The following is a 24,384-nucleotide window of genomic DNA, read 5'->3' on the forward strand; positions in this document are numbered from 1 at the left end:
TCTTTCTTATTTATACGAACGTTGTTTTAATTCAATATCTTTAAATTCCAAGTCTTCTTTATGAAGCACTGCATCTTTAGGTTCACCTTTGTATTCCCAAGCTGCTACATACGTAAAGTTTTCGTCATCACGTTTTGCTTCACCTTTTTGAGGACCATCTTCTTCAACAGACTCTTCTCTAAAGTGACCTCCACAAGATTCTGTTCTGTGTAAAGCATCTTTAGCAAATAATTCTCCTAATTCTAAAAAGTCTGCTACACGACCTGCTTTTGCAAGTTCTTCGTTGTATTCATCAGCTGTTCCTGGAACTTTTACATCTGCCCAGAACTCTTTACGAAGTGTTGAAATCTCTTCAATAGCTTCTTTTAATCCTTTTTCGTTACGAGACATTCCTACTTTGTTCCACATGATTTTTCCTAATTTCTTGTGGAAGTAATCTACTGAATGTGATCCGTTGTTGTTGATTAAACTTGCTATTCTATCTTTTACATTTTTCTCTGCTTCTTCAAACTCTTTAGTGTCTGTAGAAATAGGTCCTGTTCTAATATCATCAGCTAAATAATCTCCAATAGTGTATGGTAACACAAAGTAACCATCAGCTAAACCTTGCATTAATGCCGAAGCACCAAGACGGTTAGCACCATGATCAGAGAAGTTAGCTTCTCCAATAGCATATAATCCAGGTACGGTTGTCATTAAGTTATAATCTACCCAAATTCCTCCCATGGTATAGTGTACCGCAGGATAAATCATCATTGGTGTTTCGTATGGGTTTTGATCTACGATTTTTTCGTACATCTGGAATAAGTTACCATACTTAACTCTTACAACTTCTTGACCTAATTTTTTAACCAGAGCTGCATCGTTTTCATCTAAACCTTTAATATGCGCTTGTTCTTTTCCGTAACGTTGAATTGCCGAAGCAAAATCTAAATAAACAGCTTCTCCAGTTGCATTTACTCCGTAACCAGCGTCGCAACGCTCTTTAGCTGCACGAGAAGCAACATCACGAGGTACAAGGTTACCAAACGCTGGATAACGACGCTCTAGATAATAATCTCTATCTTCTTCAGCTATTTGTGTTGGTTTTAATTGACCAGCTCTAATAGCTTCTACATCTTTCATGTGTTTTGGTACCCAAATACGACCATCATTTCTTAAAGATTCAGACATTAACGTTAGTTTAGACTGATGATCTCCAGAAACCGGAATACATGTTGGGTGAATTTGTGTATAACAAGGGTTAGCGAAGTAAGCACCACGTTTGTGAGCTTTCCAAGCTGCAGTAACATTACTTCCCATCGCATTAGTTGATAAGAAGAATACATTACCATAACCACCTGTTCCTAAAACAACAGCGTGCGCTGAATGTCTTTCTATTTCTCCTGTAATTAAGTTACGTGTTATAATTCCACGTGCTTTACCATCAACGATAACAACATCTAGCATTTCGTGACGGTTGTACATTTTTATTTTTCCACGACCAATTTGGCGGTTCATAGCAGAGTAAGCACCTAATAATAACTGCTGACCTGTTTGACCTGCTGCATAAAACGTACGCGATACTAATACACCACCAAAAGAACGGTTGTCTAAAAGTCCACCATACTCACGTGCAAAAGGCACACCTTGCGCCACACATTGGTCAATAATATTTGCTGAAACCTCAGCCAAACGGTATACGTTTGCTTCACGAGAACGGTAATCACCACCTTTTACTGTATCGTAAAATAATCGGTATGTAGAATCACCATCTCCTTGATAGTTTTTTGCTGCATTAATACCACCTTGAGCCGCAATAGAGTGCGCACGTCTTGGTGAATCTTGAAAGCAAAATGCTTTTACATTGTAGCCTAGCTCTGCTAAAGTTGCAGCAGCAGAACCACCTGCTAATCCTGTACCAACAACAATAACATCAATAAGACGCTTGTTTGCTGGGTTAACAAGATTGATATGATTTTTATAATTTGTCCATTTGTCTGCAATTGGACCTTGAGGTATTTTAGAATCTAAAGCCATATTTAGATATTTTAATGTCCTGTTAAATGATGAAACAATGCAATAAAGATGAATCCTGCTGGAATACCTATTGCATAAATTTTACTAAATGTTTTCAACCCTTTTGTGTACTTGTTGTTAGCACCAACCGATTGAAATGCCGAATTAAAACCATGCAGTAAGTGCAATGCTAAAAACACAAATGCTACTACATAAGCTCCAACACGAAGTGGACTATGGAATTTTTCTACTAATTCGTGAAAATATCTGAACTCACCATTGTGCATACCAGACATATCACCAACAATATATTTTGTATTAATCTCTGGAATCCAGAAATCAATAAAGTGAAGCACTATAAAAGCTAAAATTGCTAAACCACTCCAAATCATGTTGCGGCTCATCCAAGATGAATTTGCAGCTCCATTGTTTTTAGCGTAGCTTATTTGTCTTGCTTTGTTGTTTTTAATTTCTAGTACAAAACCCATCACAAAGTGAAAGATTACACCAAAAATTAATACAGGTTGCAATAAATACTGTACAGCCCAAAACGTTCCCATAAAATGAGACACTTCGTTAAATGCATCTGGACTAAAAACTGAAAGGATATTAATTGCAAAGTGTTGAAGTAAGAACACCATTAGGAAAAGTGCCGAAAGTGCCATGGCAAACTTTCTTCCTATCGAAGAATTTAAAATTCCGCTCATTGTAGATTAAATCTTTGTTGTTTATACCACAAAGATACAGCGCAGATGGTTTTTAGCCAACTGCGTTGTAGTATAATTAATTATTTAGAATGAATTTAATTAGAGCTGTTCTACTTCTTATTTTTTTAAATTTTCTAAATGTTCGCTAAACATCGATTTGTAATAGTCATAATTTTCAGGATCATACTGGTTCTTAGTTTTTTCCAATACGTCCAATGCTTTTTTGTAGTAGCGTTTAGCTTCTTTTAGTTGGTTGCTTTTTTCTAATGCTTCGGCTTTACTATCATAAAGATTAGCATCATTAGGATACAGTTCTAGTGCCCAATCAAAAACTTTTAAAGCTTCTTCTGTTTTTTCAGCATTCAAACAGAAATAACCATAGCCATTGACTTCGTCTACTCCAGGCCTTACCTCATAGTTAGCCCAGACAGATAACTCTGCGTAAAAATTCTTTAAATTCTCAACAAATAATTTGGATTCATCTTCTAGAAATTTTTGCTTATTCTCTTCTGAAATTGTCCATATTTTTGCAACTTCTTTAAAAGCATTACTAATCGTGTAAATTGGTGTTGTAGAATGATTTTCACCTTCAAAAATTCTAAACGTATAATTTAAATTTTTAGGGTTATGGTATTTTATAATATGATCTAACTTTTGTGCTGATTTCCTAAATTTATTTTCCATATTTCCAACAGTACCAGCTGACATATAAATTAGTTTATTTAAGCTTTCGTTAGATTTAAAATAATCATCAAACGCTTTTACCAACTGCTCATAATCGTAAGACAAATTGGGACTTATGGCGATTATTGCCTGAAAAAAATCGGGTTGTGAAAACACAGTATTGAGCACAAAAGTTCCTCCCAAAGAATGACCTATTGCCATCTTAAAAGGCTCTACTCTGTAATTTTGCTCTACAAAAGGAAACACCTCATCTCTTAAGTGATTTTCTAAAAGCTGAGACTTACCGATTTCTATATCCTTCCAATCGGTTTTGGTTTTTTCGTTAACGTATTTTGGAGTAAACTCTTTTGGTCTGTGCTCGGTTTTTATACCCACAATAATAAACTCATTGAGCTCACCAATTTGTGCCATATAATCCATTAAACCTGCTGTCATATCAAAAAACGCATCAAATTGCGCATCAAAAAGATAGATTGTAGGGTATTTCTGCGTATCGCTTTCTGTGTAAGAAAAAGGCATAAATACTCGGATTTCACGTTCGGTATCAAAAACTGTAGATGTTATCTTATGCGATTTTGAAATACCACTATACTGTTGTGCAGATAGAATTAATGAAAAAAGGATTGATATTATGGTAAATGTTCGCTTCATGATTTGATGATTTATTAAAAACAGATTACAAATCTATCAGCCTTGCTTTTATAAAAATTGTAGAAATGGGACAGTTAATTTTTTAAAAGTGTCCAAAACGTGTCTTCTGTACCCAAATGAGAAATTCCTGAGAAGAATTTTTTGGGATTAAAACCTGTTGCTTTTTTGAAGTGTTTTATAAAATCAGATTGGTCATAATACTTGTTGGCATGTGCCAATTCTGTAAAATTGGAATTTCCTTTCTGATAAATTTCTATGGCTTTTCTAAACTTCACCAAATTCGAAAACTCTTTTGGCGAACAGTTAAGGTGTTTACGAAATAACCGAAGCACTGTTTTTCTGCTCAACTGCAATTTTTCAGACAATTCTTGGATGGTTAAGTCTTCTTCAAACAAATAGTTGACTGCTTTAATAATTCTAGTTTCAGCTAAAGGGTTGAGCTCGTCTTTAAAAAAGGCATCAAGCGCAGCTACTTTTTCATCGACATTATTGGTGTTGTAAACTTTTTTTAGAGCAATTTCGAAATTATGTCCAAAATAATTAAAATCATTTATTGGACTTTCTTTAATAATATCGCTGAAGGGTTCGCTCAAAAAATTATTGATTCCTAATGGCTGAAACACAATGCCTATTTTATCAAAAGGAGCATTAATTTCACCTATTCTACTTTGATTATGAATGCCTGTGTAGATAATTTCAAACTCTTTGGAAGCATCAGGTACCACAATAGATCCCGTTTTTGAAAAACTGATTTTTGAACGCTTATAAACCGTTATAGCATTTCTAAAATGCGGATAAAAAATGTACCGCTTTTTATAGTCCTCTTGATTAGAAAAGTTGAAATAATAATACGCAATATATTTCTGCAAACTCTTGCTAGAAGGCTTTACAGAAATATAATGTTCCTTCTCATCCATTATTTTATTTCGAGCGTTGTAGAGCTATCACCAATTTTTACTGTGTAACTTCCTTTTGGCAAGTAATATTTTCCGTTGCCAGATTTACCAATCTTTAATTCTTTATTCTCTTTTTCTAAAGCTTTTTTTCCTTTTCCTGTCAACGTTAAATCATAATCTACGTAGTTTAAACCCTTAGAAACATCAACAGCTATACTGTTTAATTCTGCACCATTTTCTGACAAAATTTTCAAGGTTTTTGTACCTGAAGCATTACTGTAAAACTGAATGGTTGTTTTAGGCTCAAAAGCATCGTACCATCTTCCCCAAGAACTTCCCCAACGACCAGAATGACGTACAGACTCCATATCAAAAAACGTTATGGCTTTGGCTTCCATTTCTGAATTTACCTTCTGTAAAGCCGAAATGTTGGTTTTATAAATACTACGTCCATGCGTTCCTAATAATAAATCGCCAGCTTCTGGTTGCACTACAATATCATGAATCGCTACGTTTGGCAAGCCTTCTGAAAACACGTTCCAAGATGTACCTTTATCAAAAGACACATAGGCTCCGTTATCGGTTCCTAAGTACAAGATATTTTCGTTTTTAGGATCTTCTTTTATCACATTTACTGGAGATGCTGGTATATTTCCGCTGATGTCTTTCCAGGTATTTCCATAATCATCACTCATGTAAGCATAGACTTTAAAATCGTCCCAACGGTAACCATTCAAGGTCACATAAACACGTTCTTTTTTATGTTGCGACGCAACCACACGACTTACCCATAAATCTTTAGGAAATGATGCTGATATTGGTTTCCAAGAAGCACCAGAATCTTTAGTTAATGCGACTATGCCATCATCACTTCCTGTGTAGATTAACCCAAACTGAAATGGACTTTCTGAAATAGACGTCAATGTACCATAAGCTACATTTCCTTTTTTACCTCCATTGGTTAAATCCTCACTAATGGCTTCCCAATCGTTTCCTTGATTCATAGAACGCATCAGCTTATTGCCACCTAAATACAAAATATCTTGGTTGTGAGGTGACAATAAAATTGGAGTTTGCCAATTGAAACGGTACGGATTTTCACCTAAAGTATGCTTTGGCTGAATGTATTTCTGATTTTCAGTTTCAAGATTTAATCGGTAATAATTTCCGAATTGATAGCCTGTGTATACAACATTAGAATTTCTGCTGTCAATTTGAATTTGCATACCATCACCTCCCATTATAGATTTCCATGGATACTGACCTTCTTGCTGCCAAGCCTTATCTTCGCGTGCATTGTGTGCACCAACCCAAACACCATTATCTTGCAAGCCTCCATACACATTGTATGGTTTTTCGTTATCCACATTGATGGCATAAAATTGTCCTACTGAAGGCGAATTATTCTTTATCCAGTTTTCGCCATCATCGTAAGAAATATTGATACCTCCATCATTACCATCGATTAAATGATTTGGATTTTTTGGATTAATCCAAAGCGCATGATGATCGGCATGCACATTTTCTGCACTGATAGACGTCCATGTTTTTCCGCTATCTTTAGATTTTACAATCGGCACACCATAAATGTAAATATCATTTTCATTAACTGGAGACACGTGGATATGACCAAAATAATAGCCATAACTGTAGTAAATACCATCTAAATAATCATCGTGTGTTTTCTTCCAGGTTTTTCCACCATCTGTACTTTTGTATACCTCAGCACCAACCACAGGAGTATCAAACAACATAGAGTTAGCATCTTCAAGATATTTTGCTAAATCTTCAGGTTTTACATTGCCTGAACGCACCATTTGTTTCACATTTTCTGGTCTGTATTTTTCCTGAAAACCATTCGTTCTTAAAAACACATTCAATTTTTTGTTGTCTAAAGCCAAGAAATCTGCATTAGACATGGTCTTAAAATCTTCTTTGGTTAAGCCTTCTTTATCATCTTTCTTTTTATCATCTGGTCGTCTAAACTGACTATCATGAACAGCATATACCACATCATCATTAAAAACCGCAATTCCGATACGGCCAACTCCTTCACCTGTTGGAAAACCACTTTTTTCAGTAGACACTTTGGTCCAGGTTTCACCTGCATCTGTACTTTTATAAATGGCTGAATTGTTACCGTTTCCTGAGAAATTCCACGCTTTACGATCTTTAGTCCACGACGTTGCAAACATCACATTGTAATTTTTTGGACTGTGTTGCAAATCGATAATACCACTTTCATCATCTACAAAAAGTGTCTGCTTCCAAGTTTTACCACCATCAGTCGTTTTATAAATTCCGCGTTCTTTGTTTTGTGAGTACAAATGTCCTGTAGCACCAACGGTTACCACATCTGGATTGTCTGGATGGATTAAAATTGGAGCAAAATGATGTGCATCCATCAAACCTAAATTTCCCCAAGTCTTTCCGTTGTCTGTAGATTTTAACAAACCAATACCAGCATATGAAGAACGCGACGCATTATTTTCGCCTGTACCAACATATATCGTTCTCGTTGGCCAGTGTACAGCAATATCACCAACATTCTGAGTGTCTGAACTGTCTAAAATTGGATTGAATGTAGTTCCGTTATTGGTTGTATGCCAAACACCACCAGACGCATAACCAACATAAAATTCCGATGGCATTTCTGGATTGACATCCACATCTACCACACGACCACTCATTACGGTTGGTCCAATATTTTTAAAAGGCACTTGTTTTACCAAGGACGTTTTTGCCATTTCGCGCTTTTGCACTAAAGCATTTTTTACGGTTTCAGCAGAGGTTGCTGGTTGTTGTGCAAAGGCTACTAAAGCACTTGCAGCAAATGCAAACGACAGGAATTTAGTTTTAAACATGTTGGTTAGTTTTTAAGATGGCTGAATTTAGCCATTAATCCGTATATCTTCAAAATTTGATTATAAAGTTTAACAGATTATCTTAATAGGCTTGGGCTTGCGTTTTACTTTGTTTATTTTTGAAAACCCATAATGGGCACTTGGCAAACAATTACAATCAGCTTCATTATAATTTAACCTTACTTTGTTAATTCTTTAAGCTGAAAAATGAAATTGTTTATCACACTGAGCGCAGTCGAAGTGTTTTTTGATAGCTCAATTTAGCTTTCGACTGCGCTCAAGCAGACACTTAACTAATATTAATAAGATTCCTGCCTTCGCAGGAATAACAATACATAACAAATGAAATACCATCCTATAGACCGTAACCTATTCATAAAAAACCGTAAAAACTTTGCTTCTCAGATGAAGCCAAACAGTTTAGCTGTTTTTAACTCCAACGATATTTATCCTGTAAGTGCAGACAGCACCTTGCCTTTTGCCCAGCATCGCGATATTTTTTACCTCAGTGGTGTAGATCAGGAAGAAAGTATTTTGGTTATTTTTCCAGATTGCCCAAAAGAAAAACATCGTGAAATCTTATTCTTAAAAGAAACTAACGATCATATTGCCGTTTGGGAAGGCGAAAAACTCACTAAAGAAAAAGCCTTTGAAACCTCTGGTGTAAAAACCGTGTATTGGTTACAGGATATGGAAAAAATTATGTTTGAACTGATGACGCAATGCGACACGGTTTACATTAACACTAACGAACATTACAGAGCCAATGTTGAGACCGAAACACGTGAAGATCGTTTCACGAAATGGTTAAAAAATCTGTATCCTGCACATTCTGTGGCGAAAAGCAATCCAATTTTACAACGTTTACGCTCGGTTAAAGATCCTATAGAAATTGACTTGATGCAAAAGGCTTGTAATATTACCGAAAAAGCCTTCCGAAGAGTTTTAGGTTTTGTAAAACCTGGTGTTTGGGAATTTGAAATTGAAGCGGAAATGATGCACGAATTCTTAAGAAATCGTTCTAAAGGTTTTGCTTACACTCCAATTATTGCCTCAGGAAATAATGCCAATGTATTACATTATATTGAAAACAACCAGCAGTGTAAGGATGGCGATTTAATCCTATTTGATACAGCTGCTGAATACGCCAATTACTCTAGTGATTTAAGTCGAACCATTCCTGTAAACGGTAAGTTCTCTGAACGCCAAAAAGCAGTTTACAATGCTGTTTTGCGTGTAAAAAATGAAGCGACCAAGATGTTGGTTCCTGGTACACTTTGGGAACAATATCATATAGAAGTTGGTAAATTAATGACATCTGAATTATTGGGTCTTGGTTTATTGGATAAAGCGGATGTGCAAAACGAAAACCCAGATTGGCCAGCGTACAAAAAGTACTTTATGCATGGCACAAGTCACCATATTGGTTTAGATACGCACGATTATGGTTTACTACACGAACCAATGCAAGCTAACATGGTATTTACTGTAGAGCCTGGTATTTATATTCCAGATGAAGGTTTTGGTATCCGTTTAGAGGATGATGTAGTGATACAAGAACAAGGAGAACCATTTAATTTAATGGCGAATATCCCAATTGAAGCCGACGAGATTGAGGAATTAATGAACGCATAATAACCAAAAACTGATTATATATGAAACGTATTTGCATAGGCTTACTTTGTTTAAGCTTGCTTTTTAGCACCACAGGATGTGCCACTATTTTAGGTGGACCAATTTCATCGAGTCAAAAAACAAAACCTGCTCCTGGACAACAACAACGCGATGTTAGAGTAGGATGGCTTATTGCAGATATTCTACTTTTTGCACCTGGTCTTATTGTTGATTTTGCTACTGGTGCTATTTATAAGAGGTAAAAGGTTTATTTGACTTTTAAGCTTAAGATTAAAAGCTAAAAAATTAACTCTTTAAAGGAATTTGTATTTGAGGAAGTGGTTTGCAAAGTAATTTGTTTACCACTTTTTTTCTCATCAGTGATTTATCTGAAAAATGACGTGACATATTTTGAATAATATCTCTAAAATTGTCATCATAATTTCCTTGATGATAATATGCTTTTATAGATTTACAATTTTCATTTTCAAATATTGTTTTTAAGAGTACGCGATCTGAGAGCCCAAGAGAATGACCCATTATTATTAGCTGAAAAGGTTCTGAGTCAATAAAATTTAAGAAGTTATTATAATTTTTATTCTCCAAATACTTAAAAGATTTGAAAAAATTTAAATACTCATTATCATTTATATCTTCAATTAAATGATAATCAACATCAGACTCATCTCCGAAACCAAAAACTACATCGCCCTCAACTTTCCCATGTATTTGATTTAATCGGATATCATAATTATCCTTTTTCAAAGAATCAACATACTTATACAATGTAGGTGTGTAATTAAAGCTTAAAAAATATGATGTTGTTCTTGTCTTATCATTCGATTTCTTTTCTTCATCAAACAGTAACTTAATTGAATCTTTATCTTCAGAATCCATAAATTCTTCTAACAATTTTGATTCGTTGTTAAATAATGAAATGGGTTTAAATAATTGATAAAAACTCATCCATTCATCATCTTTCGATTCGAAATTATATTTATCTATTATTTTAGTTAGATAACTTTTTAGTAAATCCTCAATTTGCTTAAACTCCTTATTTAAAATCGCTACTCTTTTTCTACTTTTCCTTGCCCAACTCTCATCTGATTCAGTTACGTCCAAACTTTTAGATTTTACAATCTTTTTAAGCTCTGAATAATACAAATTTTCTATATCAACCCAATTATCAATTGACTGGTTTTTATTTATTGTTAAGAATAATTCATTCTTAAATTCAAAAACAAATTTGAACTGGTCTCTCGATTTTTTTAATCTGATTTTTTTTTCATCAAACCTGCACTCTCTTTCATTAGCATAATCCTTGATATTTTGAATAAAGTCATTAAAGCACTTCGTTGGCTTTGTAAAATCGAAGAAACCTGTATAACTATCATCAATGTGTAGTAATTCAGAGTTAATTTGTTTCTTAAAATCATCCTTCAAATTACTCCAAAAATCATTTATAAAATGATTATAAGAAGTCGGTAAGCCATGAGCTAAATCAAAGCCGTTTCCAATAATAAAAACTCTGTTCATTCCGAATATTTGATTTTCTCCAATATAGGAATTACTTGTTTCTATTCAAAAAATCTAAACTCCCACAAAACCACCCTCAAAAACATAACGCTGTAACTTCTGCAAAGTTTCTAACTTATCGCTGGTATTTACTAAAAGTGAAATATTATTGTTGCTACCACCATAAGCAATCATACGTACATTAACATCTTGTAACACCTGGAAGAGTTCTGGCGTATCAGGATGGTAAATAATATGGTTACCAACCAGACAAACAATACTCATGTAGTCGTCAATGGCTACCGTTGCAAATTTTTCGAGTTCTTCGATAATGGCTTCTAAATGTGTGGTGTTGTCTATGGTTAAAGACACTGCAATTTCTGAGGTTGTTACCATATCTATAGACGTTTCGTAACGCTCAAAAACTTCAAATACTTTCTTTAAAAAACCGTGTGCCAACAACATACGTACCGACTTAATTTTTATGGCTGTAATACCATCCTTAGCTGCAATGGCTTTAATGCCTTCTCCATGAATTTGGTTGGTAATTAAAGTACCATGTGCTTGTGGTGCCATGGTGTTTTTGAGTCGTAATGGAATATCCAGTTGACGCACTGGCATTACGGTTTGCGGATGCAAAATCTTAGCTCCAAAATAAGCCAACTCAGCAGCTTCATCGTACGATAAATGCGATAAGGCTTGTGTATCGTTGACATAACGTGGATCGTTGTTGTGGAAACCGTCAATATCGGTCCAGATTTGCACCTCAGCGGCTTCAATGGCCGCACCAATGATGGTTGCTGTATAATCGCTTCCACCACGTTGCAGATTAGTAATTTGTCCTTCGGCATCTAAACAAATAAAACCTTGTGTGATGTAAATATCAGCTGGCTCCAGAGTATCTATAAGACGGTTTAGATTTTGTTTGATATAGAAATTATCAGGTTCATTATGGCTATCAATACGCATAAAATCTAAAGCTGGCAATAACCTTACATTAAACCCTTCTTGTTGTAACAAACGGCTAAACATAAAAGTAGATAGCAATTCGCCATTGGCAACGATACTGTTATGCAACCTTTGTGAAAATGGCTCGTTAATCGCATCTAATAACAGCTTAAACCTAGCGTTGACGTACTTGCTCACTTCCAAACGTAATGCTTGGTCTTGCAACAAATCGTAAACTACAGCATTATACGTTTCGTTCAGTTCTGTGATGATGGTTTTTGCTGTTGTAAGATTACCAACCTCAACCAGTCTTGAGATTTCAACCAACGTATTTGTGGTGCCAGACATGGCAGATAGCACAACAATCTTGCGGTCTTTGGTGTTAATGATATCCTTTACATGATTCATATTCACTACCGAACCTACTGAGGTGCCACCAAACTTATATACTAACATAATGCGTTTATTTTAGAGCGCAAATGTAGATGACCTTTAAGCTATTGACCTAAATTTTGAAAAAATAGTACAATTAATTACAATTTGTTATATAATTAACAAAACGAGAAGAGTGACATCACTAAAAGGTGGATTCCTGCATGCGCAAGAATGACAATAGCGCTTTAGTTCTTGTAGATAAATAAACGCTCTACACTCTTTTTAGCAGGCAAGTTATCAGCATGCCATGAGAAACTTGTTTTTGCTGGTTTTTCCCAAATACAGTTGAAATCTTCTGGTGCATTGTATTCGCTAACAAACAATTGATGTCCTATTTTGCTTTGCTGTCTGCACCATTCCCAAAATTTGTCATGGTCGAAACTATCTCTGTATTTAGTGGTAGACGCGTAAGGTGGATCGCAGTACACAATACTGTTTTCAGGAATCTCTAATTCGGTATACGATTTACAGGATAAAATAACACCTTCGAGATTTGGCACTTGTTTGGCAATATTTCGGTAATGTTCTGCCCAATAATCGCGTTTACCTTGCTTATCGCGTCGGTAACCTGCAAACCATTTCCCACCAAACGAATTAAAACCAACATAAGCCACCAAATGTTTAGGATAGTCGTCTTGATTGTATTTTATGGCTTTGTATTCGTCCTCACTTACCGATTTTGGAGGATCCCAATTCTCGTAAATCAAGGCTTGCCACATGGCCATTAATTCTTCGTGCTGATCGTTGGCAATTCGGATACCATCGACCTTGTCTATCATATTCATACCACCTGCAAAAGGCTCAATATAAGATTGATTTGGCTGTCTGTCTTTTAGAATAATTGGTAATATATGTTTGGCAAAACGCGCCTTGCTTCCCATGTATTTCATGCGTCTTTCGGCTTTGATTTCACCATAGATACTATTCCAAAGGTTACAACTGAAGGTAACACCCAACCCAAACTGTGCTTTGCTAAAGGAATGTAACCTGTTAGTTTTTGTAAGCCTTCGAAAGGGCTTAAAAACCCAATAACATCTGGTATGCTGAATACTAAAGTGACGATAATTACAGCTCTAAACACAAGTGGAGTTGCTAGTCTCTCAGGCAAAACATTCAGTAAAATAAGCATAATAGTAATTGGATATACTAATAACAATACAGGAATAGCCACTACAACAATGGAGTTAAAATCGAGCTGCCCAACAATAACACCCAACACACAACCAATGATTGCAGTTACTACAAAAACAGTTTGCGAATTATTCAACAACCCTTTAAAATAATCTGCTGTACCAGCAATAATACCAACAGCTGTGGTAAAACAAGCCAAAGAAATAAGAACACTCAAAACCGTGTTACCAAACTCGCCCAAGGACTTTATGCTAATATCTCTCAGTAGATTGGCACGTTGCATATCGTTACTCAAGGCTTTATCAACGCTAATCTCAGAACCATAATACGCACCAACAGCAATTAATCCAGCGTAAATTACAAACAGACCTAAACCTGCAATAAAGCCTGAGTTTCTAATGAGTTTTCGTTTCGATTCGAAGCGGCTTACTTCCATATTATCGAAGTTAAGCGATATAATAATCACTGCACCTACAACCACTGCACCAATAGCATCAAAGGTTTGATAGCCTTCTAAAATTCCAGAAACTAGAGGTGTGTTAAATTGAGGACTTCCTGTAGAAAATTCTGAATAAAATAATCCAATCGCTATAACTGCCAGCAACATAATAACAATAAATGGTGTTAGAAACTTTCCGATGAGATTCAATATTTTGGAACGATTCAACACAAAAACCAACACTAAAGCAAAATAAATACTACTGGTTAATAATGGAGACGTACCAAATGCAGGATGAATAGCAATCTCGTGTGTTGCAGCAGCTGTTCGAGGAGATGGAATGGCAACAGCAATAACATAAATTAAAATGCAATAAATCAAACTGAATGTTGGCGATACTTTTTTGCCAAAATCAAACAACGTACCTTGAAGTCTGGCATGTGCTAATATTCCAATGATAGGAATAACAACGGCTGTAATCATAAAGCCTACAGCAACCCAAAGCCAGTTTTCGCCAGAATTGTAACCCAACATTGGTGGCAACAATAAGTTTCCCGCTCCAAAAAAAAGGGAAAACAAAGCGAAACTTGTGACTAAAAGTTCTTTGCGTTGTATATTCACTATTTGGTCTTTTTAAGTTCTAAATCGTGAAAATCGAAACTAAAATCAGTAATTGGCGCAATGTACTTCATCGTTGCAGAAACGGCTTCCTCCTTTTCATTAAATGTGAACTGCACAAATACATCAGCATCGTAACTTCTATCGTTCCATTTGGCAACAAATGTTGTTGCGTTGTATGGTAACAATTCGCCAAATAGCCTTGGCGAACGCTCGCATTTGATACTGTATTTTTTGCCGTCGTGTGCAATAGTGATATCACCAAACCAATCGTCTGTGTAGGTTCCAACTATTTGCTCTGCACTTGGTATTGTTAATTGCGTTTTTGCCTTTTCTACCTGAGCAAAAACTTCTCTTTTTATGCTATCGTTATATTTTAAATAATCGGCATTATTTTGTCCTAAGCGTTGCAACCAATTACGGTTTTCATAGCCTAAATAAGAATCTTTAATGGTGTTTGTAATTGTCGTAAATGCAGAACCGTTCATTTGATTGGTTAATACTACAATAGCCAAATCCAAATCTGGAATCATGGTAAACTGCGTCACAGTACCAATCAATCCTCCTGTATGATAAACTTGTATATGTCCACCTTTCACATCTGTTACAAACCAACCCAATCCGTAACCTCTAAAATTAGAATCATACGAATCGTTGGCTCTGACTTTTAATGGTGTTTGCAATTGCCAAAGCTCGTGAAACTGTGCTTCGCTCAATAAACGTTCTCCTTTTTCTGTAACAGCATCATTCATTAAAAACTTTGCCCAAGTCATCATATCATGTACATTACTCACAATACCACCTGCTGCGTTTGCAGTTTCGCTCCAATCATGTGGAATTTGAATCACCTTACCTTCAGCTCTGGTGTGTGCATCAATAATATTAGATTTATCAGTAACACGATTATAAGAAGCTTTAGAACTCGTCATACCAACAGGTTTCATAATCTTGGTTTCAATGAAATCTTCCCAAGACAATCCACTAATGCGTTTTAAAACTTCACCAGCAATAATGAACATATTATTGTTATAGGCAAACTTACTTCTGAATGAGGTTTCAGGCTCTAAAAACTTTACGTTATCAATGATATCCTGAACCGTAAAATCATTCCCTTCAGGAAAAAACATAAGATCACCAGCACCTAATCCCATACCACTTCTGTGTGTTACCAAATCTCTAACCGTAAAATTCTCGGTAACCCAAGGATCGTACAATTGAAACTCTGGAATGTACTTACGCACAGGATCGTCCCAATCTAATTTTCCTTCGTCAACCAGCATCGCCAATGCAAAACACGTAAAGCCTTTACTATTGGAAGCTACACCTACTAAGGTTTCAGAATTCATGTCTTTTTTGGAGGTTAAAGATCGTACTCCATGCCCTTTTGCATAGACTTCTTTTCCGTCTTTAAATACACCAACCGAAATGCCTGGCACATCGAAAGTAGTGAGTGTTTCTTTCACTAGTTTATCTATTTCAGCTTCTTTTAGTTGTGCAGAAGCATTGATGCTACCTATAAAAATAATGGCTATAAAAAGTCGTTTTAAAAGCATAGAAATTTTATTTTTTCTTCAGTTCGAATGATTCCGAATTCATTCGAACTGACGTATAGTGTTAATAATAATGAGTGGTAAATATAACAAATATGAAAGGGATTGCATCGCTAACCAATTTCAAAAATTATCTTTGCAAACATGACTATAGACTACAAAAACATTAGTGTTTATTTTACAGTTTCTGGCAAAGGTGAAACTGTTGTTTTGTTGCACGGATTTTTAGAAACATCTGAAATGTGGCGCGACTTAGCTCCTGAAATTGCAAGAACACATCAAGTAGTTTCCATAGATCTTTTAGGTCATGGAGAAACAGCGTCCTTAGGCTATGTGCATACTATGGAAGACATGGCTGACGCAGTCTTTGCCGTGTTGCAACACCTAAGCATTGAAAAAGCAAAGTTTATAGGTCATTCTATGGGAGGCTATGTAGCTTTAGCATTAGCAGAACAACAACCTCAACTTTTTGAAGGACTTTGTTTGATGAATTCTACGTTTGAAGCTGACACAGAAGAACGTAAAGCCCTAAGAACTCGCGCCAACGAAATGGCTAAGACTAATTTTGAGAATTTAATACGCATGTCTTTTGCTAATCTTTTTGCACCTCAAAGCAAAATCAACTTTAAAGCGCAATATGAAGCTGCTTTAAACATTGCGCTAAAAACATCGCTTCAAGGCTACATGGCTGCTAATGAAGGTATGAAGCTTAGACCGAACCGATTTGAAGTTTTTAAGACCCTTAATGCTGATAAACTTGTAATTATAGGCAAAAAAGACACATTAATCAACAGAGAACAACTTCTTTCTAAAATTGAAAATACAGATATAAATTTTGCTGAATTATCTGAAGGCCACATGAGTTATATTGAAAATATATCAGAATTAACTTACTTTTTAATTCGTTTTATCGAAAAATAACTCATTTAAACGTTTTGTGTTGATTTTTTACTAAGTTTAACCAACCATTTTGTTTACCCATAATCCTAACCTACTATGTCAGCAACCAAAATCTACTGCGATTTCTTTGGTCATAAGTACAAGATGACAAGAAAAGTAACAAACCACGTTAAAGAGTACACCTGCACTTGCTGCAAAAAACAATTAACTACAGATAGTAACGGCAAGCTCAGAGAATTAACACCTAAGTATCAAGAAATAAACTCTGCACTAGAACGCATATACAACAACAGAATGTTGCGTTTAAAGCGAAAAACACTCAATTCATCGATTTGTTAAGTGTTAACAACCTGTGAATAACCCTTTTTCTTATATTTAATTCCTATTGAATTACATCCCTTAAACTAAGAAAATAGTACTCACAATGAAAAATGTGTATTGCTCGTTATTTGGACATGATTATCAAGTCTCAAAATTAGTAACCTATCATGTTAAAGAATACAAATGCAAGCATTGCAAATCTGAAATGACTATAGATGGCAATGGCAAATTCATTCCTTTAACACCAAAATTCAAAGAAATCAATTCGGTTTTAAACCGCGTACACAACAAGCGTTTAGAAAAAGGCCAAAAACTTCTTATGGCTGATTATTAAGTGCATTCCAACCTTTTGCAATAATTGGTATTTTTTGCTCTGCTCTTGTCACTAAGTGCATTCCTCTCTCTTCTTCTGTCATGTAACCAATAACAGTAAGATTAGGATTTCCTTTTATCTTCGGATAATCTTCTTGAGAAATTGTCATTAACAACTCATAATCTTCACCTCCATTTAAAGCTACCGTTGTACTGTCTATATCAAACTCTTCGCAAGTTGATATTACTTGAGGGTCTAGTGGAATCTTATTTTCGTAGATATCAACACCAACCTTACTTTGCTTACATAAATGAATAACCTCAGACGACAAACCATCACTAATATCAATCATACTCGTAGGTTTTACCTCTAATTTCTGAAGCAACTCTATAATATCTCTTCGTGCTTCAGGCTTTAATTGTCTTTCAACAATATAGGTATACATAGACAAGTCTGGCTGCGAATTTGGATTTACCTTAAAAACTTCCTTTTCGCGTTCTAAAACTTGTAGTCCCATATAAGCTCCACCAATATCTCCCGTTACAACTAACAAATCATTTGGTTTTGCACCAGAACGCAAGACTTCGTTTCCTTTTTCAACTTCACCTATTGCTGTAACAGAAATAATTAAACCAGACGTTGACGACGTTGTATCACCTCCAACAACATCAATTTTATAAATTTCTGCTGCTGTGGTAATACCAGCATACAATTCTTCCAAAGCTTCCAGAGGAAAACGATTAGACACAGCTATAGACACCGTAATTTGTGTTGCTTTAGCATTCATAGCATATACATCTGAAAGATTGACCATTACAGCCTTATAACCCAAATGTTTTAACGGCACATAACTTAAATCAAAATGCACTCCTTCTACCAATAGGTCTGTAGATACTACAATTTGCTTTTTCCCATAACTTAAAACTGCTGCATCATCTCCAATACCTTTTACAGTAGATTTATGACTAATCTTAAAATGTTCTGTTAAGTGGTCTATAAGTTTAAACTCACCTAACGCACTCAAAGGTGTTCGCTTAGGATTCTTATCTTCTATCATAGTGCAAAAATATTATGCTTTTTTAAATAAAAGCGTCTAGACCCACGTTAATTATCTAGTAATACTAATAATTTTTAAAAATTACTGTAAATTGCTAAAAAAAGCTTATGAAAATTACAGTCTTTAAAAGGCAGACCTACACGTATACTATTATTAGCTTCCTTTTTATATCACTTTTATTATCAGGATGCTCTGATGACGACAACAGCAGCAACGTTAATTCCTCACCTCAACACCCTTGCGAAAATGGATTTGCCAACGGACTTCCATGCAATGGTTTTGATTTAATGAGTCAGATACCTGTCGATATTTTGGGTGGAGATGGAGCAGAAGGAAATGATTCTTGGGGCTGGACAGACCCTCAAACCGGAAAAGAATATGCTTTAGTTGGCACTAATGTTAATGCTGCTTTTGTTGATATTACAGACGCATCAAACCCTATTTTATTGGGTACGCTTCCTACTGCAACCTCTAATAGTCCTTGGAGAGATATTAAAGTATATAATAACCATGCATTTATTGTAAGTGAGGCACCTGGACATGGCATGCAAGTCTTTGACTTAACACGTTTGAGGAATGTTGCTAATCCTCCAGAAACGTTTACAGCAGACGCCAACTATAATGAGTTTGGCCGAGCTCACAATATCGTAATTAATGAAGATAGCGGTTTTGCATACGCAGTAGGATCGGATACATATAGTGGAGGTCCGCATTTTGTAAATATTCAAAACCCTACATCTCCTGTTGCTGCTGGAGGTTATGCTGCAGATGCTTATTCTCATGATGCTCAGGTAGTGACTTACAATGGTCCAGACACAGATTACACTGGCAAAGAAATTTTGATCGGAAGTAACGAAAATGAAGTAGTCATAGTTGATGTTACAGACAAGGATAATCCTGTTCAAATTTCTACCATAGATTATGGTAACATTGGATACACACATCAAGGCTGGTTTACAGAAGACAAGGTATATTTTATACTTGGGGACGAAGTCGACGAAATAAGTTTTGGTATCAACTCAAGAACTATCGTTTTTAATTTTAGCGACCTGGACAATCCTCAATATCATATGGAATATCTTGGACCAACCGCAGCGATAGACCACAACGGCTATGTGGTTGGCAATACATTTTATGTTGCCAATTACACCGCAGGACTTAGAGCTATTGATATTTCTAACCTAGATGCCGGAATTATGACAGAAACTGCATACATAGACACTTACATTGCTGATGATAATACATCTTTTAATGGTGCGTGGAATATTTATCCTTTTTTTGAAAGTGGAAATATTGTAGTCAGTGACATAAATGGTGGACTGTTTATTGTAAGACCTTCAAATTAAAGCTCATGTCCAAAACAGTTGCTACATATTGTTTTTTGATTCTTCTACTAACGAACTGTAGCAGTGATGATTCTTCACCTGCTAATAACAATAACTCTCCTGAGTTTGTCAAAACCTATGGAGGCTCAAAAAATGATAGTGCTCAATCTGTAACAGCAGCCACTGATGGTGGTTATATTGTATTAGGACACACGCAAAGTAATGACAACGACATTACAGACAAACAAGACGATAGTTTTGATTATTGGATACTAAAATTTGACGCAAATGACCAACTGCAATGGCAAAAAACCTATGGAGGATCTTTAGACGACAGAGGCAATGATATTATTGAAACTTCAGATGGTGGCTACGCCATTTTAGGCTATAGCTTTAGCAACAATGATGATGCTTCAAACAATGCAGGATTACAAGACTATTGGATAGTTAAGCTAAATGCAAGTGGAAGTATATTATGGGAAAAATCGTTTGGTTACCAAGGAGCTGATTCTGGTATTTCTTTGATTGAAACTAATGATCAAGGGTTTTTAATCACAGGCATTTTAGATGTCACGGCTTCTGGAGGTGAAGGAAATACCCAACGAACAGCCAACAGACATGCTGGTGGAGATTACTGGGCTTTGAAACTCGATATCTCAGGCAATTTAGAATGGAGCCGTTACTATGGCGGAAACTTCACTGACACACCTTACGGAGTGGTTCAAACCGAAGATAACGGGTTTATTATCGCAGGAAGCTCAGACAGCGAAGACACTGATATTTCGGGCAATATTGGTACTTATGATTTTTGGGTTATTAAAATTTCATCATCCGGTGACCTAGTTTGGGAAAAATCATTTGGTGGCTCTCAAATAGATGAAGCCAGAGCCATTATTAAATCTGGCGACGGTAATTACATCATAGCTGGAGACACACGCAGTAATGATAATGATGTTTCGCAAAATAAAGGAGCTGCAGATTTATGGCTAATAAAAATTTCTCCAACCGGAAATCTCATTTGGGAAAAAACCATAGGAGGTTCTAATTTTGATGTAGCCAGAGCGATAGAAAATTCACAAAACAATGGTTTTATAATTTCTGGTAGTTCCAGAAGTAGCGATATAGATGTCTCTGAAAACAAAGGACAAAATGATGCCTGGATTTTAAAAACCGACAACAACGGAAACCTTTTATGGGAGACTACTTTTGGCGGTTCTAACATTGACTTCTCATATGATGTTGCAGAACTTGCAAATGGATCAGTTATTGCTGTTGGTGATACTGCCAGCAATGATGGTGATATTATAGAAAATAAAGGATTCTCTGATTTGCTGATTATTAAAATTGATTAAAAAAACAGAATCAAAATGAAAAAAATTGTTTCACTCTTTTGCCTACTTGTTATACTGATTTCGTGCAACTCTAGTGACGATTCAGGTAATGTTACTGAGGTTTCAACAACATTTAAGTTTACCCACAATTGGGATGGAGCATTAATCAGACATTATAATTTTGGTCCTATTCAATATGTAAATGCACATGGAGAAACTATTGGCTTAGAAAGACTTCGATATGTTATTTCAGATATCATTTTTACAAAAGAAAATGGAGAAGAAATTGAACTCGATGTATATAATCTGGTGGACCTCACTAATGAAGTAAATACGGAGTACACACCAAACACTCGTATTCCTATTGGCAACTATACAAATGTGTCTTTTACCTTTGGCTTAGACAATGAAGATAATGCCAAAAACCATACTGATTTAAACTCAGCATCCTTTAATGTACCAGAAATGATGGGAGGTGGCTACCACTACATGCAATTTGATGGCAAGTTTATCAACTCTAACATGGAGGAACAAGGATTTAACTATCATGCAATAAGAGCTGTGGATAATTCCGGAGTTAATCCTACATTTCCACAAGACACATTTTTTACCGTAAATCTTGGAGCCATAGATATTACTAACGACGTAGAAATTGAAGTAAAAATGAATATTGCAGAATGGTTTAAAAGTCCCAATTTATGGGATCTAAACATGTACAACCAGATGCTTATGCCAAATTCTGCAGCGCAGATTATGATGTACCAAAACGGACAAAATGCTTTTAGCCTAGGAGATGTATTTCAATAGATAGAAAAGTGAAAAAGGTATTAACACTTCTTACAATTATTCTGTTCTCTAGTTGTTCTAAGGACGATTCAGGTTATCAACCTGCAGCGTTACCTTTGGATGTTCCCGAAATATTTTCAAACAATATTATTCCTCCAATAATTCCAACAGACAATCCTCAAACCGTTGAAGGTGTTGCATTAGGAAAAAAATTATTCTTTGATGAAATTCTTTCCTCTGATGGTTCAAAATCTTGCGCCTCTTGCCACTCTCCTCAAAATGCATTTTCAGACAACACACCAACTAGCATAGGTGTTGCAGGTGTTGCAGGATTTCGCAACTCTATGCCCTTATTTAATTTAGCATGGAATTACAACGAACGTTTTACATGGACAGGGAGAGAGCTAAGTCTAGAGCGGCAAATCGAAGGACCAGTAACAAATCCTATTGAACTACAAAGCAACTGGGATGATGTTATTGATAGATTACAAAATCATCCGGAATACCCAGAATTATTTCAATTAGCCTTTAACACCTCAACGATTAGCAAAGATCTAGTCACAAAAGCCATAGCTCAATTTGAACGCACTTTGATTTCTGCAAATTCTAAATTTGATAGATATTCTCTTGGTCAAGCCTCATTAACACAGCAAGAACTTAATGGTTTAGACATTTTTTTAAGAGAAGATAAAGGAGATTGTTTTCATTGTCACGGCAACCCAAACAACCCGCTTTGGACGGATAATGATTTCCATAACAATGGCTTAGACGCTACATTAACAGACTTAGGTCTTGGTGTTTTTACAGGAGATCCTAACGATAATGGCAAGTTTAAAACTCCATCGCTTCGTAATTTAGAATACACAGCACCATATATGCACGATGGTAGATTTACTACTTTAGACGAAGTTATAGATCATTATAGTGAAGGACTTCAAAATTCTCCTACCATAGATCCTTTAATGAAAAAAGTAGCGCAAGGAGGAGTACAATTATCTGACCAAGAAAAAGCAGATTTAAAAGCCTTTCTACTAACACTTTCTGACCCTTCACTCTTAGTAAATCCAGACTTTCAGAATTAATTTTGTAGGTATATTCTTGTTTTTAAGTGTATTTCATCGAAAAATATCGAATTTAATCATTCTCCTACTTTCATTTTACTTACTTTTTGACTCCCAAATCTTTATGAAATGAAATCTACTACAAGCAAAGCATTGCCCTGTGCTGTGTTTGGTCATAATTATGTGAAGTCTAAAACGAATTCTGATCAAACTGCTGAACTTACATGTTCTCACTGTAACGCTGTTGTAAAAACAGATGCCAGTGGTAACTTTGAAGAGTTAAGCGTATCGAACAAGCACATACAAACTACTCTCAGACAATTATTTCATCTTAAGCTTCAAATTACCAAGCCCAGATTTTCTTAATCAATAGGAAAACGCTATAAAATCATATGCTAATATAATGTTAGTTAATATGGTTAAACCTTAGTTAAATCGTATATTTGCATTCAATTTAGAATTAATCTGCTCTAATATATGATTAAAGTTTCTGAACAAGCAAAGAAAAAAGTCGTTGAACTAATGAGTGACGACGGCTACAATCCTAGTACTGACTACATTAGAGTTGGTGTTAAAAGTGGAGGTTGCTCTGGTTTGTCGTATGATTTAAAATTTGACAAAGAGCAAATCGAAGGAGATAAAGTCTTTGAAGATAATGGTGTAAAAATCATTGTAGACAAAAAGAGTTTCTTATACCTTATTGGTACTACTTTAGAATACTCAGGAGGATTAAACGGAACAGGATTTGTTTTTAACAATCCTAACGCCAACAGAACATGTGGTTGTGGCGAGAGTTTTTCGTTATAACTCAGTTTAAAAGTAGAAAGTAAAAAGTTTAAAAGTAAATGGCAAAGTTTAGGTCTTTCGAAGAAATTATTTCTTGGCAGAAAGCAAGAGAATTAAACAAAGACATTTACAACATTACAAACAAAAACGACTCTTTTTCTAAAGATTTTGGATTAAGAGATCAAATTAGAAGATCTAGTATTTCAATTTCTTCAAATATAGCTGAAGGATTTGAAAGAGAGACCACTAAAGAGTTCATTAGATTTTTGTATATCGCCAAAGCTTCTTCAGGTGAATTTCGTTCACAGCTGTATTTAGCATTTGACTTAAATTATATAAACAAAGATGAATTCTCTAAATTAAATATAAAAGTAAATGAAGTTTCAAAGTTATTAAGTGGCTTAATCAAATATTTAAACTCAACTTTATAACTTTAAACCTTTAGAACATTTAA

General features: G+C 35.4%; 23 protein-coding genes. 12 read left to right on the plus strand and 11 right to left on the minus strand.

Features of this window, described 5'->3' with window-relative positions; translation table 11 throughout:
- Positions 1-6: 6 nt before the first annotated feature.
- The 5 genes from P7122_RS09700 to P7122_RS09720 form a co-directional block, all read right to left on the minus strand.
- Positions 7-2,019 carry a fumarate reductase/succinate dehydrogenase flavoprotein subunit gene (locus tag P7122_RS09700; RefSeq protein ID WP_134198258.1) on the minus strand — a complete coding sequence of 671 codons (2,013 nt, stop codon included), beginning with the start codon at positions 2,017-2,019 and terminating at the stop codon, positions 7-9.
- A gap of 11 nt (positions 2,020-2,030) precedes the next feature.
- On the minus strand, positions 2,031-2,705 hold the full coding sequence (locus tag P7122_RS09705) for a succinate dehydrogenase cytochrome b subunit (protein ID WP_278005588.1): 675 nt from the start codon (positions 2,703-2,705) through the stop codon (positions 2,031-2,033).
- 117 nt (positions 2,706-2,822) lie between these two features.
- Positions 2,823-4,040 (minus strand): alpha/beta hydrolase-fold protein, encoded by a 1,218-nt coding sequence (locus tag P7122_RS09710; RefSeq protein ID WP_278005589.1) that lies wholly within the window; start codon positions 4,038-4,040, stop codon positions 2,823-2,825.
- 74 nt (positions 4,041-4,114) lie between these two features.
- Complete coding sequence (locus P7122_RS09715; RefSeq protein WP_278005590.1) at positions 4,115-4,957, minus strand: helix-turn-helix domain-containing protein; 843 nt, start codon at positions 4,955-4,957, stop codon at positions 4,115-4,117.
- A complete protein-coding gene (locus P7122_RS09720) occupies positions 4,957-7,800 on the minus strand; it encodes a WD40/YVTN/BNR-like repeat-containing protein (protein WP_278005591.1) in 2,844 nt (947 codons plus the stop codon). Before P7122_RS09720 ends, P7122_RS09715 begins: the two co-directional genes overlap by 1 nt.
- 342 nt (positions 7,801-8,142) lie before the next feature.
- Between P7122_RS09720 and P7122_RS09725 the strand changes: the two genes are divergently transcribed.
- Together P7122_RS09725 and P7122_RS09730 are read left to right on the plus strand one after the other, a co-directional pair.
- Entirely contained in the window at positions 8,143-9,435 is a 1,293-nt protein-coding gene (locus tag P7122_RS09725) for an aminopeptidase P family protein (protein WP_278005592.1), read from the plus strand.
- 20 nt (positions 9,436-9,455) lie between these two features.
- Complete coding sequence (locus P7122_RS09730; protein ID WP_134198251.1) at positions 9,456-9,677, plus strand: hypothetical protein; 222 nt, start codon at positions 9,456-9,458, stop codon at positions 9,675-9,677.
- 43 nt (positions 9,678-9,720) lie between these two features.
- On the opposite strand, the gene P7122_RS09735 is transcribed toward P7122_RS09730, so the two are convergent.
- The 5 genes from P7122_RS09735 to P7122_RS09755 form a co-directional block, all read right to left on the minus strand.
- Positions 9,721-10,950, minus strand: coding sequence for an AbiH family protein (locus P7122_RS09735; protein WP_278005593.1), 1,230 nt, complete (start codon positions 10,948-10,950; stop codon positions 9,721-9,723).
- A 54-nt stretch (positions 10,951-11,004) separates the two neighbouring features.
- Positions 11,005-12,333, minus strand: a complete 1,329-nt coding sequence (locus P7122_RS09740; protein ID WP_278005594.1) for an aspartate kinase — start codon at positions 12,331-12,333, stop codon at positions 11,005-11,007.
- A gap of 164 nt (positions 12,334-12,497) precedes the next feature.
- Complete coding sequence (locus tag P7122_RS09745) at positions 12,498-13,202, minus strand: DNA adenine methylase (protein WP_278005595.1); 705 nt, start codon at positions 13,200-13,202, stop codon at positions 12,498-12,500.
- Positions 13,199-14,503, minus strand: coding sequence for a branched-chain amino acid transport system II carrier protein (gene brnQ, locus P7122_RS09750; protein WP_278005596.1), 1,305 nt, complete (start codon positions 14,501-14,503; stop codon positions 13,199-13,201). The genes P7122_RS09745 and brnQ overlap by 4 nt, the downstream gene beginning before the upstream one ends.
- On the minus strand, positions 14,503-16,053 hold the full coding sequence (locus tag P7122_RS09755) for a serine hydrolase (protein ID WP_278005597.1): 1,551 nt from the start codon (positions 16,051-16,053) through the stop codon (positions 14,503-14,505). Before P7122_RS09755 ends, brnQ begins: the two co-directional genes overlap by 1 nt.
- Before the next feature lie 141 nt (positions 16,054-16,194).
- On the opposite strand from P7122_RS09755, the gene P7122_RS09760 reads away from it, so the two are divergent.
- The 3 genes from P7122_RS09760 (at position 16,195) to P7122_RS09770 (ending at position 17,605) form a co-directional block, all read left to right on the plus strand.
- Complete coding sequence (locus tag P7122_RS09760) at positions 16,195-16,971, plus strand: alpha/beta fold hydrolase (protein WP_278005598.1); 777 nt, start codon at positions 16,195-16,197, stop codon at positions 16,969-16,971.
- 75 nt (positions 16,972-17,046) lie between these two features.
- The gene (locus tag P7122_RS09765; protein ID WP_278005599.1) at positions 17,047-17,289 is read left to right on the plus strand and encodes a DUF1660 family phage protein; all 243 of its coding nucleotides are present in this window, start codon (positions 17,047-17,049) and stop codon (positions 17,287-17,289) included.
- Positions 17,290-17,374: 85 nt separating this feature from the next.
- Positions 17,375-17,605 carry a DUF1660 family phage protein gene (locus P7122_RS09770; protein WP_278005600.1) on the plus strand — a complete coding sequence of 77 codons (231 nt, stop codon included), beginning with the start codon at positions 17,375-17,377 and terminating at the stop codon, positions 17,603-17,605.
- On the opposite strand, the gene thiL is transcribed toward P7122_RS09770, so the two are convergent.
- Positions 17,589-18,641 carry a thiamine-phosphate kinase gene (gene thiL, locus P7122_RS09775; RefSeq protein ID WP_278005601.1) on the minus strand — a complete coding sequence of 351 codons (1,053 nt, stop codon included), beginning with the start codon at positions 18,639-18,641 and terminating at the stop codon, positions 17,589-17,591. The two genes, P7122_RS09770 and thiL, sit on opposite strands and share 17 nt — an antisense overlap.
- A 107-nt stretch (positions 18,642-18,748) precedes the next feature.
- Here thiL and P7122_RS09780 point away from each other — a divergent pair, with 107 nt between their 5' ends.
- From P7122_RS09780 to P7122_RS09810, 7 genes are all read left to right on the plus strand, one after another.
- Positions 18,749-19,987 carry a choice-of-anchor B family protein gene (locus P7122_RS09780; protein ID WP_278005602.1) on the plus strand — a complete coding sequence of 413 codons (1,239 nt, stop codon included), beginning with the start codon at positions 18,749-18,751 and terminating at the stop codon, positions 19,985-19,987.
- 5 nt (positions 19,988-19,992) lie between these two features.
- Positions 19,993-21,318: a hypothetical protein gene (locus tag P7122_RS09785; protein WP_278005603.1), complete on the plus strand. Its 1,326-nt coding sequence runs from the start codon at positions 19,993-19,995 to the stop codon at positions 21,316-21,318.
- A gap of 15 nt (positions 21,319-21,333) precedes the next feature.
- A complete protein-coding gene (locus P7122_RS09790; RefSeq protein ID WP_278005604.1) occupies positions 21,334-22,104 on the plus strand; it encodes an MbnP family protein in 771 nt (256 codons plus the stop codon).
- 8 nt (positions 22,105-22,112) lie between these two features.
- The gene (locus tag P7122_RS09795; RefSeq protein ID WP_278005605.1) at positions 22,113-23,165 is read left to right on the plus strand and encodes a cytochrome-c peroxidase; all 1,053 of its coding nucleotides are present in this window, start codon (positions 22,113-22,115) and stop codon (positions 23,163-23,165) included.
- Positions 23,166-23,273: 108 nt separating this feature from the next.
- Positions 23,274-23,510: a hypothetical protein gene (locus P7122_RS09800; RefSeq protein ID WP_278005606.1), complete on the plus strand. Its 237-nt coding sequence runs from the start codon at positions 23,274-23,276 to the stop codon at positions 23,508-23,510.
- A gap of 111 nt (positions 23,511-23,621) precedes the next feature.
- On the plus strand, positions 23,622-23,951 hold the full coding sequence (locus tag P7122_RS09805) for a HesB/IscA family protein (RefSeq protein ID WP_278005607.1): 330 nt from the start codon (positions 23,622-23,624) through the stop codon (positions 23,949-23,951).
- A 38-nt stretch (positions 23,952-23,989) separates the two neighbouring features.
- Entirely contained in the window at positions 23,990-24,361 is a 372-nt protein-coding gene (locus tag P7122_RS09810) for a four helix bundle protein (protein ID WP_278005608.1), read from the plus strand.
- The last annotated feature ends 23 nt before the right edge of the window (positions 24,362-24,384 follow it).

The organism is Winogradskyella marincola, from assembly GCF_029624125.1.
Taxonomy (GTDB): Bacteria; Bacteroidota; Bacteroidia; order Flavobacteriales; family Flavobacteriaceae; genus Winogradskyella; species Winogradskyella marincola.

Coding starts and splice junctions, on each gene's coding strand:
- P7122_RS09700 (WP_134198258.1), bottom strand. CDS start 2,019: ATGGCTTTAGATTCTAAAATACCTCAAGGTCCAATTGCAGACAAATGG.
- P7122_RS09705 (WP_278005588.1), bottom strand. CDS start 2,705: ATGAGCGGAATTTTAAATTCTTCGATAGGAAGAAAGTTTGCCATGGCA.
- P7122_RS09710 (WP_278005589.1), bottom strand. CDS start 4,040: ATGAAGCGAACATTTACCATAATATCAATCCTTTTTTCATTAATTCTA.
- P7122_RS09715 (WP_278005590.1), bottom strand. CDS start 4,957: ATGGATGAGAAGGAACATTATATTTCTGTAAAGCCTTCTAGCAAGAGT.
- P7122_RS09720 (WP_278005591.1), bottom strand. CDS start 7,800: ATGTTTAAAACTAAATTCCTGTCGTTTGCATTTGCTGCAAGTGCTTTA.
- P7122_RS09725 (WP_278005592.1), top strand. CDS start 8,143: ATGAAATACCATCCTATAGACCGTAACCTATTCATAAAAAACCGTAAA.
- P7122_RS09730 (WP_134198251.1), top strand. CDS start 9,456: ATGAAACGTATTTGCATAGGCTTACTTTGTTTAAGCTTGCTTTTTAGC.
- P7122_RS09735 (WP_278005593.1), bottom strand. CDS start 10,950: ATGAACAGAGTTTTTATTATTGGAAACGGCTTTGATTTAGCTCATGGC.
- P7122_RS09740 (WP_278005594.1), bottom strand. CDS start 12,333: ATGTTAGTATATAAGTTTGGTGGCACCTCAGTAGGTTCGGTAGTGAAT.
- P7122_RS09745 (WP_278005595.1), bottom strand. CDS start 13,202: ATGAAATACATGGGAAGCAAGGCGCGTTTTGCCAAACATATATTACCA.
- P7122_RS09755 (WP_278005597.1), bottom strand. CDS start 16,053: ATGCTTTTAAAACGACTTTTTATAGCCATTATTTTTATAGGTAGCATC.
- P7122_RS09760 (WP_278005598.1), top strand. CDS start 16,195: ATGACTATAGACTACAAAAACATTAGTGTTTATTTTACAGTTTCTGGC.
- P7122_RS09765 (WP_278005599.1), top strand. CDS start 17,047: ATGTCAGCAACCAAAATCTACTGCGATTTCTTTGGTCATAAGTACAAG.
- P7122_RS09770 (WP_278005600.1), top strand. CDS start 17,375: ATGAAAAATGTGTATTGCTCGTTATTTGGACATGATTATCAAGTCTCA.
- thiL (WP_278005601.1), bottom strand. CDS start 18,641: ATGATAGAAGATAAGAATCCTAAGCGAACACCTTTGAGTGCGTTAGGT.
- P7122_RS09780 (WP_278005602.1), top strand. CDS start 18,749: ATGAAAATTACAGTCTTTAAAAGGCAGACCTACACGTATACTATTATT.
- P7122_RS09785 (WP_278005603.1), top strand. CDS start 19,993: ATGTCCAAAACAGTTGCTACATATTGTTTTTTGATTCTTCTACTAACG.
- P7122_RS09790 (WP_278005604.1), top strand. CDS start 21,334: ATGAAAAAAATTGTTTCACTCTTTTGCCTACTTGTTATACTGATTTCG.
- P7122_RS09800 (WP_278005606.1), top strand. CDS start 23,274: ATGAAATCTACTACAAGCAAAGCATTGCCCTGTGCTGTGTTTGGTCAT.
- P7122_RS09805 (WP_278005607.1), top strand. CDS start 23,622: ATGATTAAAGTTTCTGAACAAGCAAAGAAAAAAGTCGTTGAACTAATG.
- P7122_RS09810 (WP_278005608.1), top strand. CDS start 23,990: ATGGCAAAGTTTAGGTCTTTCGAAGAAATTATTTCTTGGCAGAAAGCA.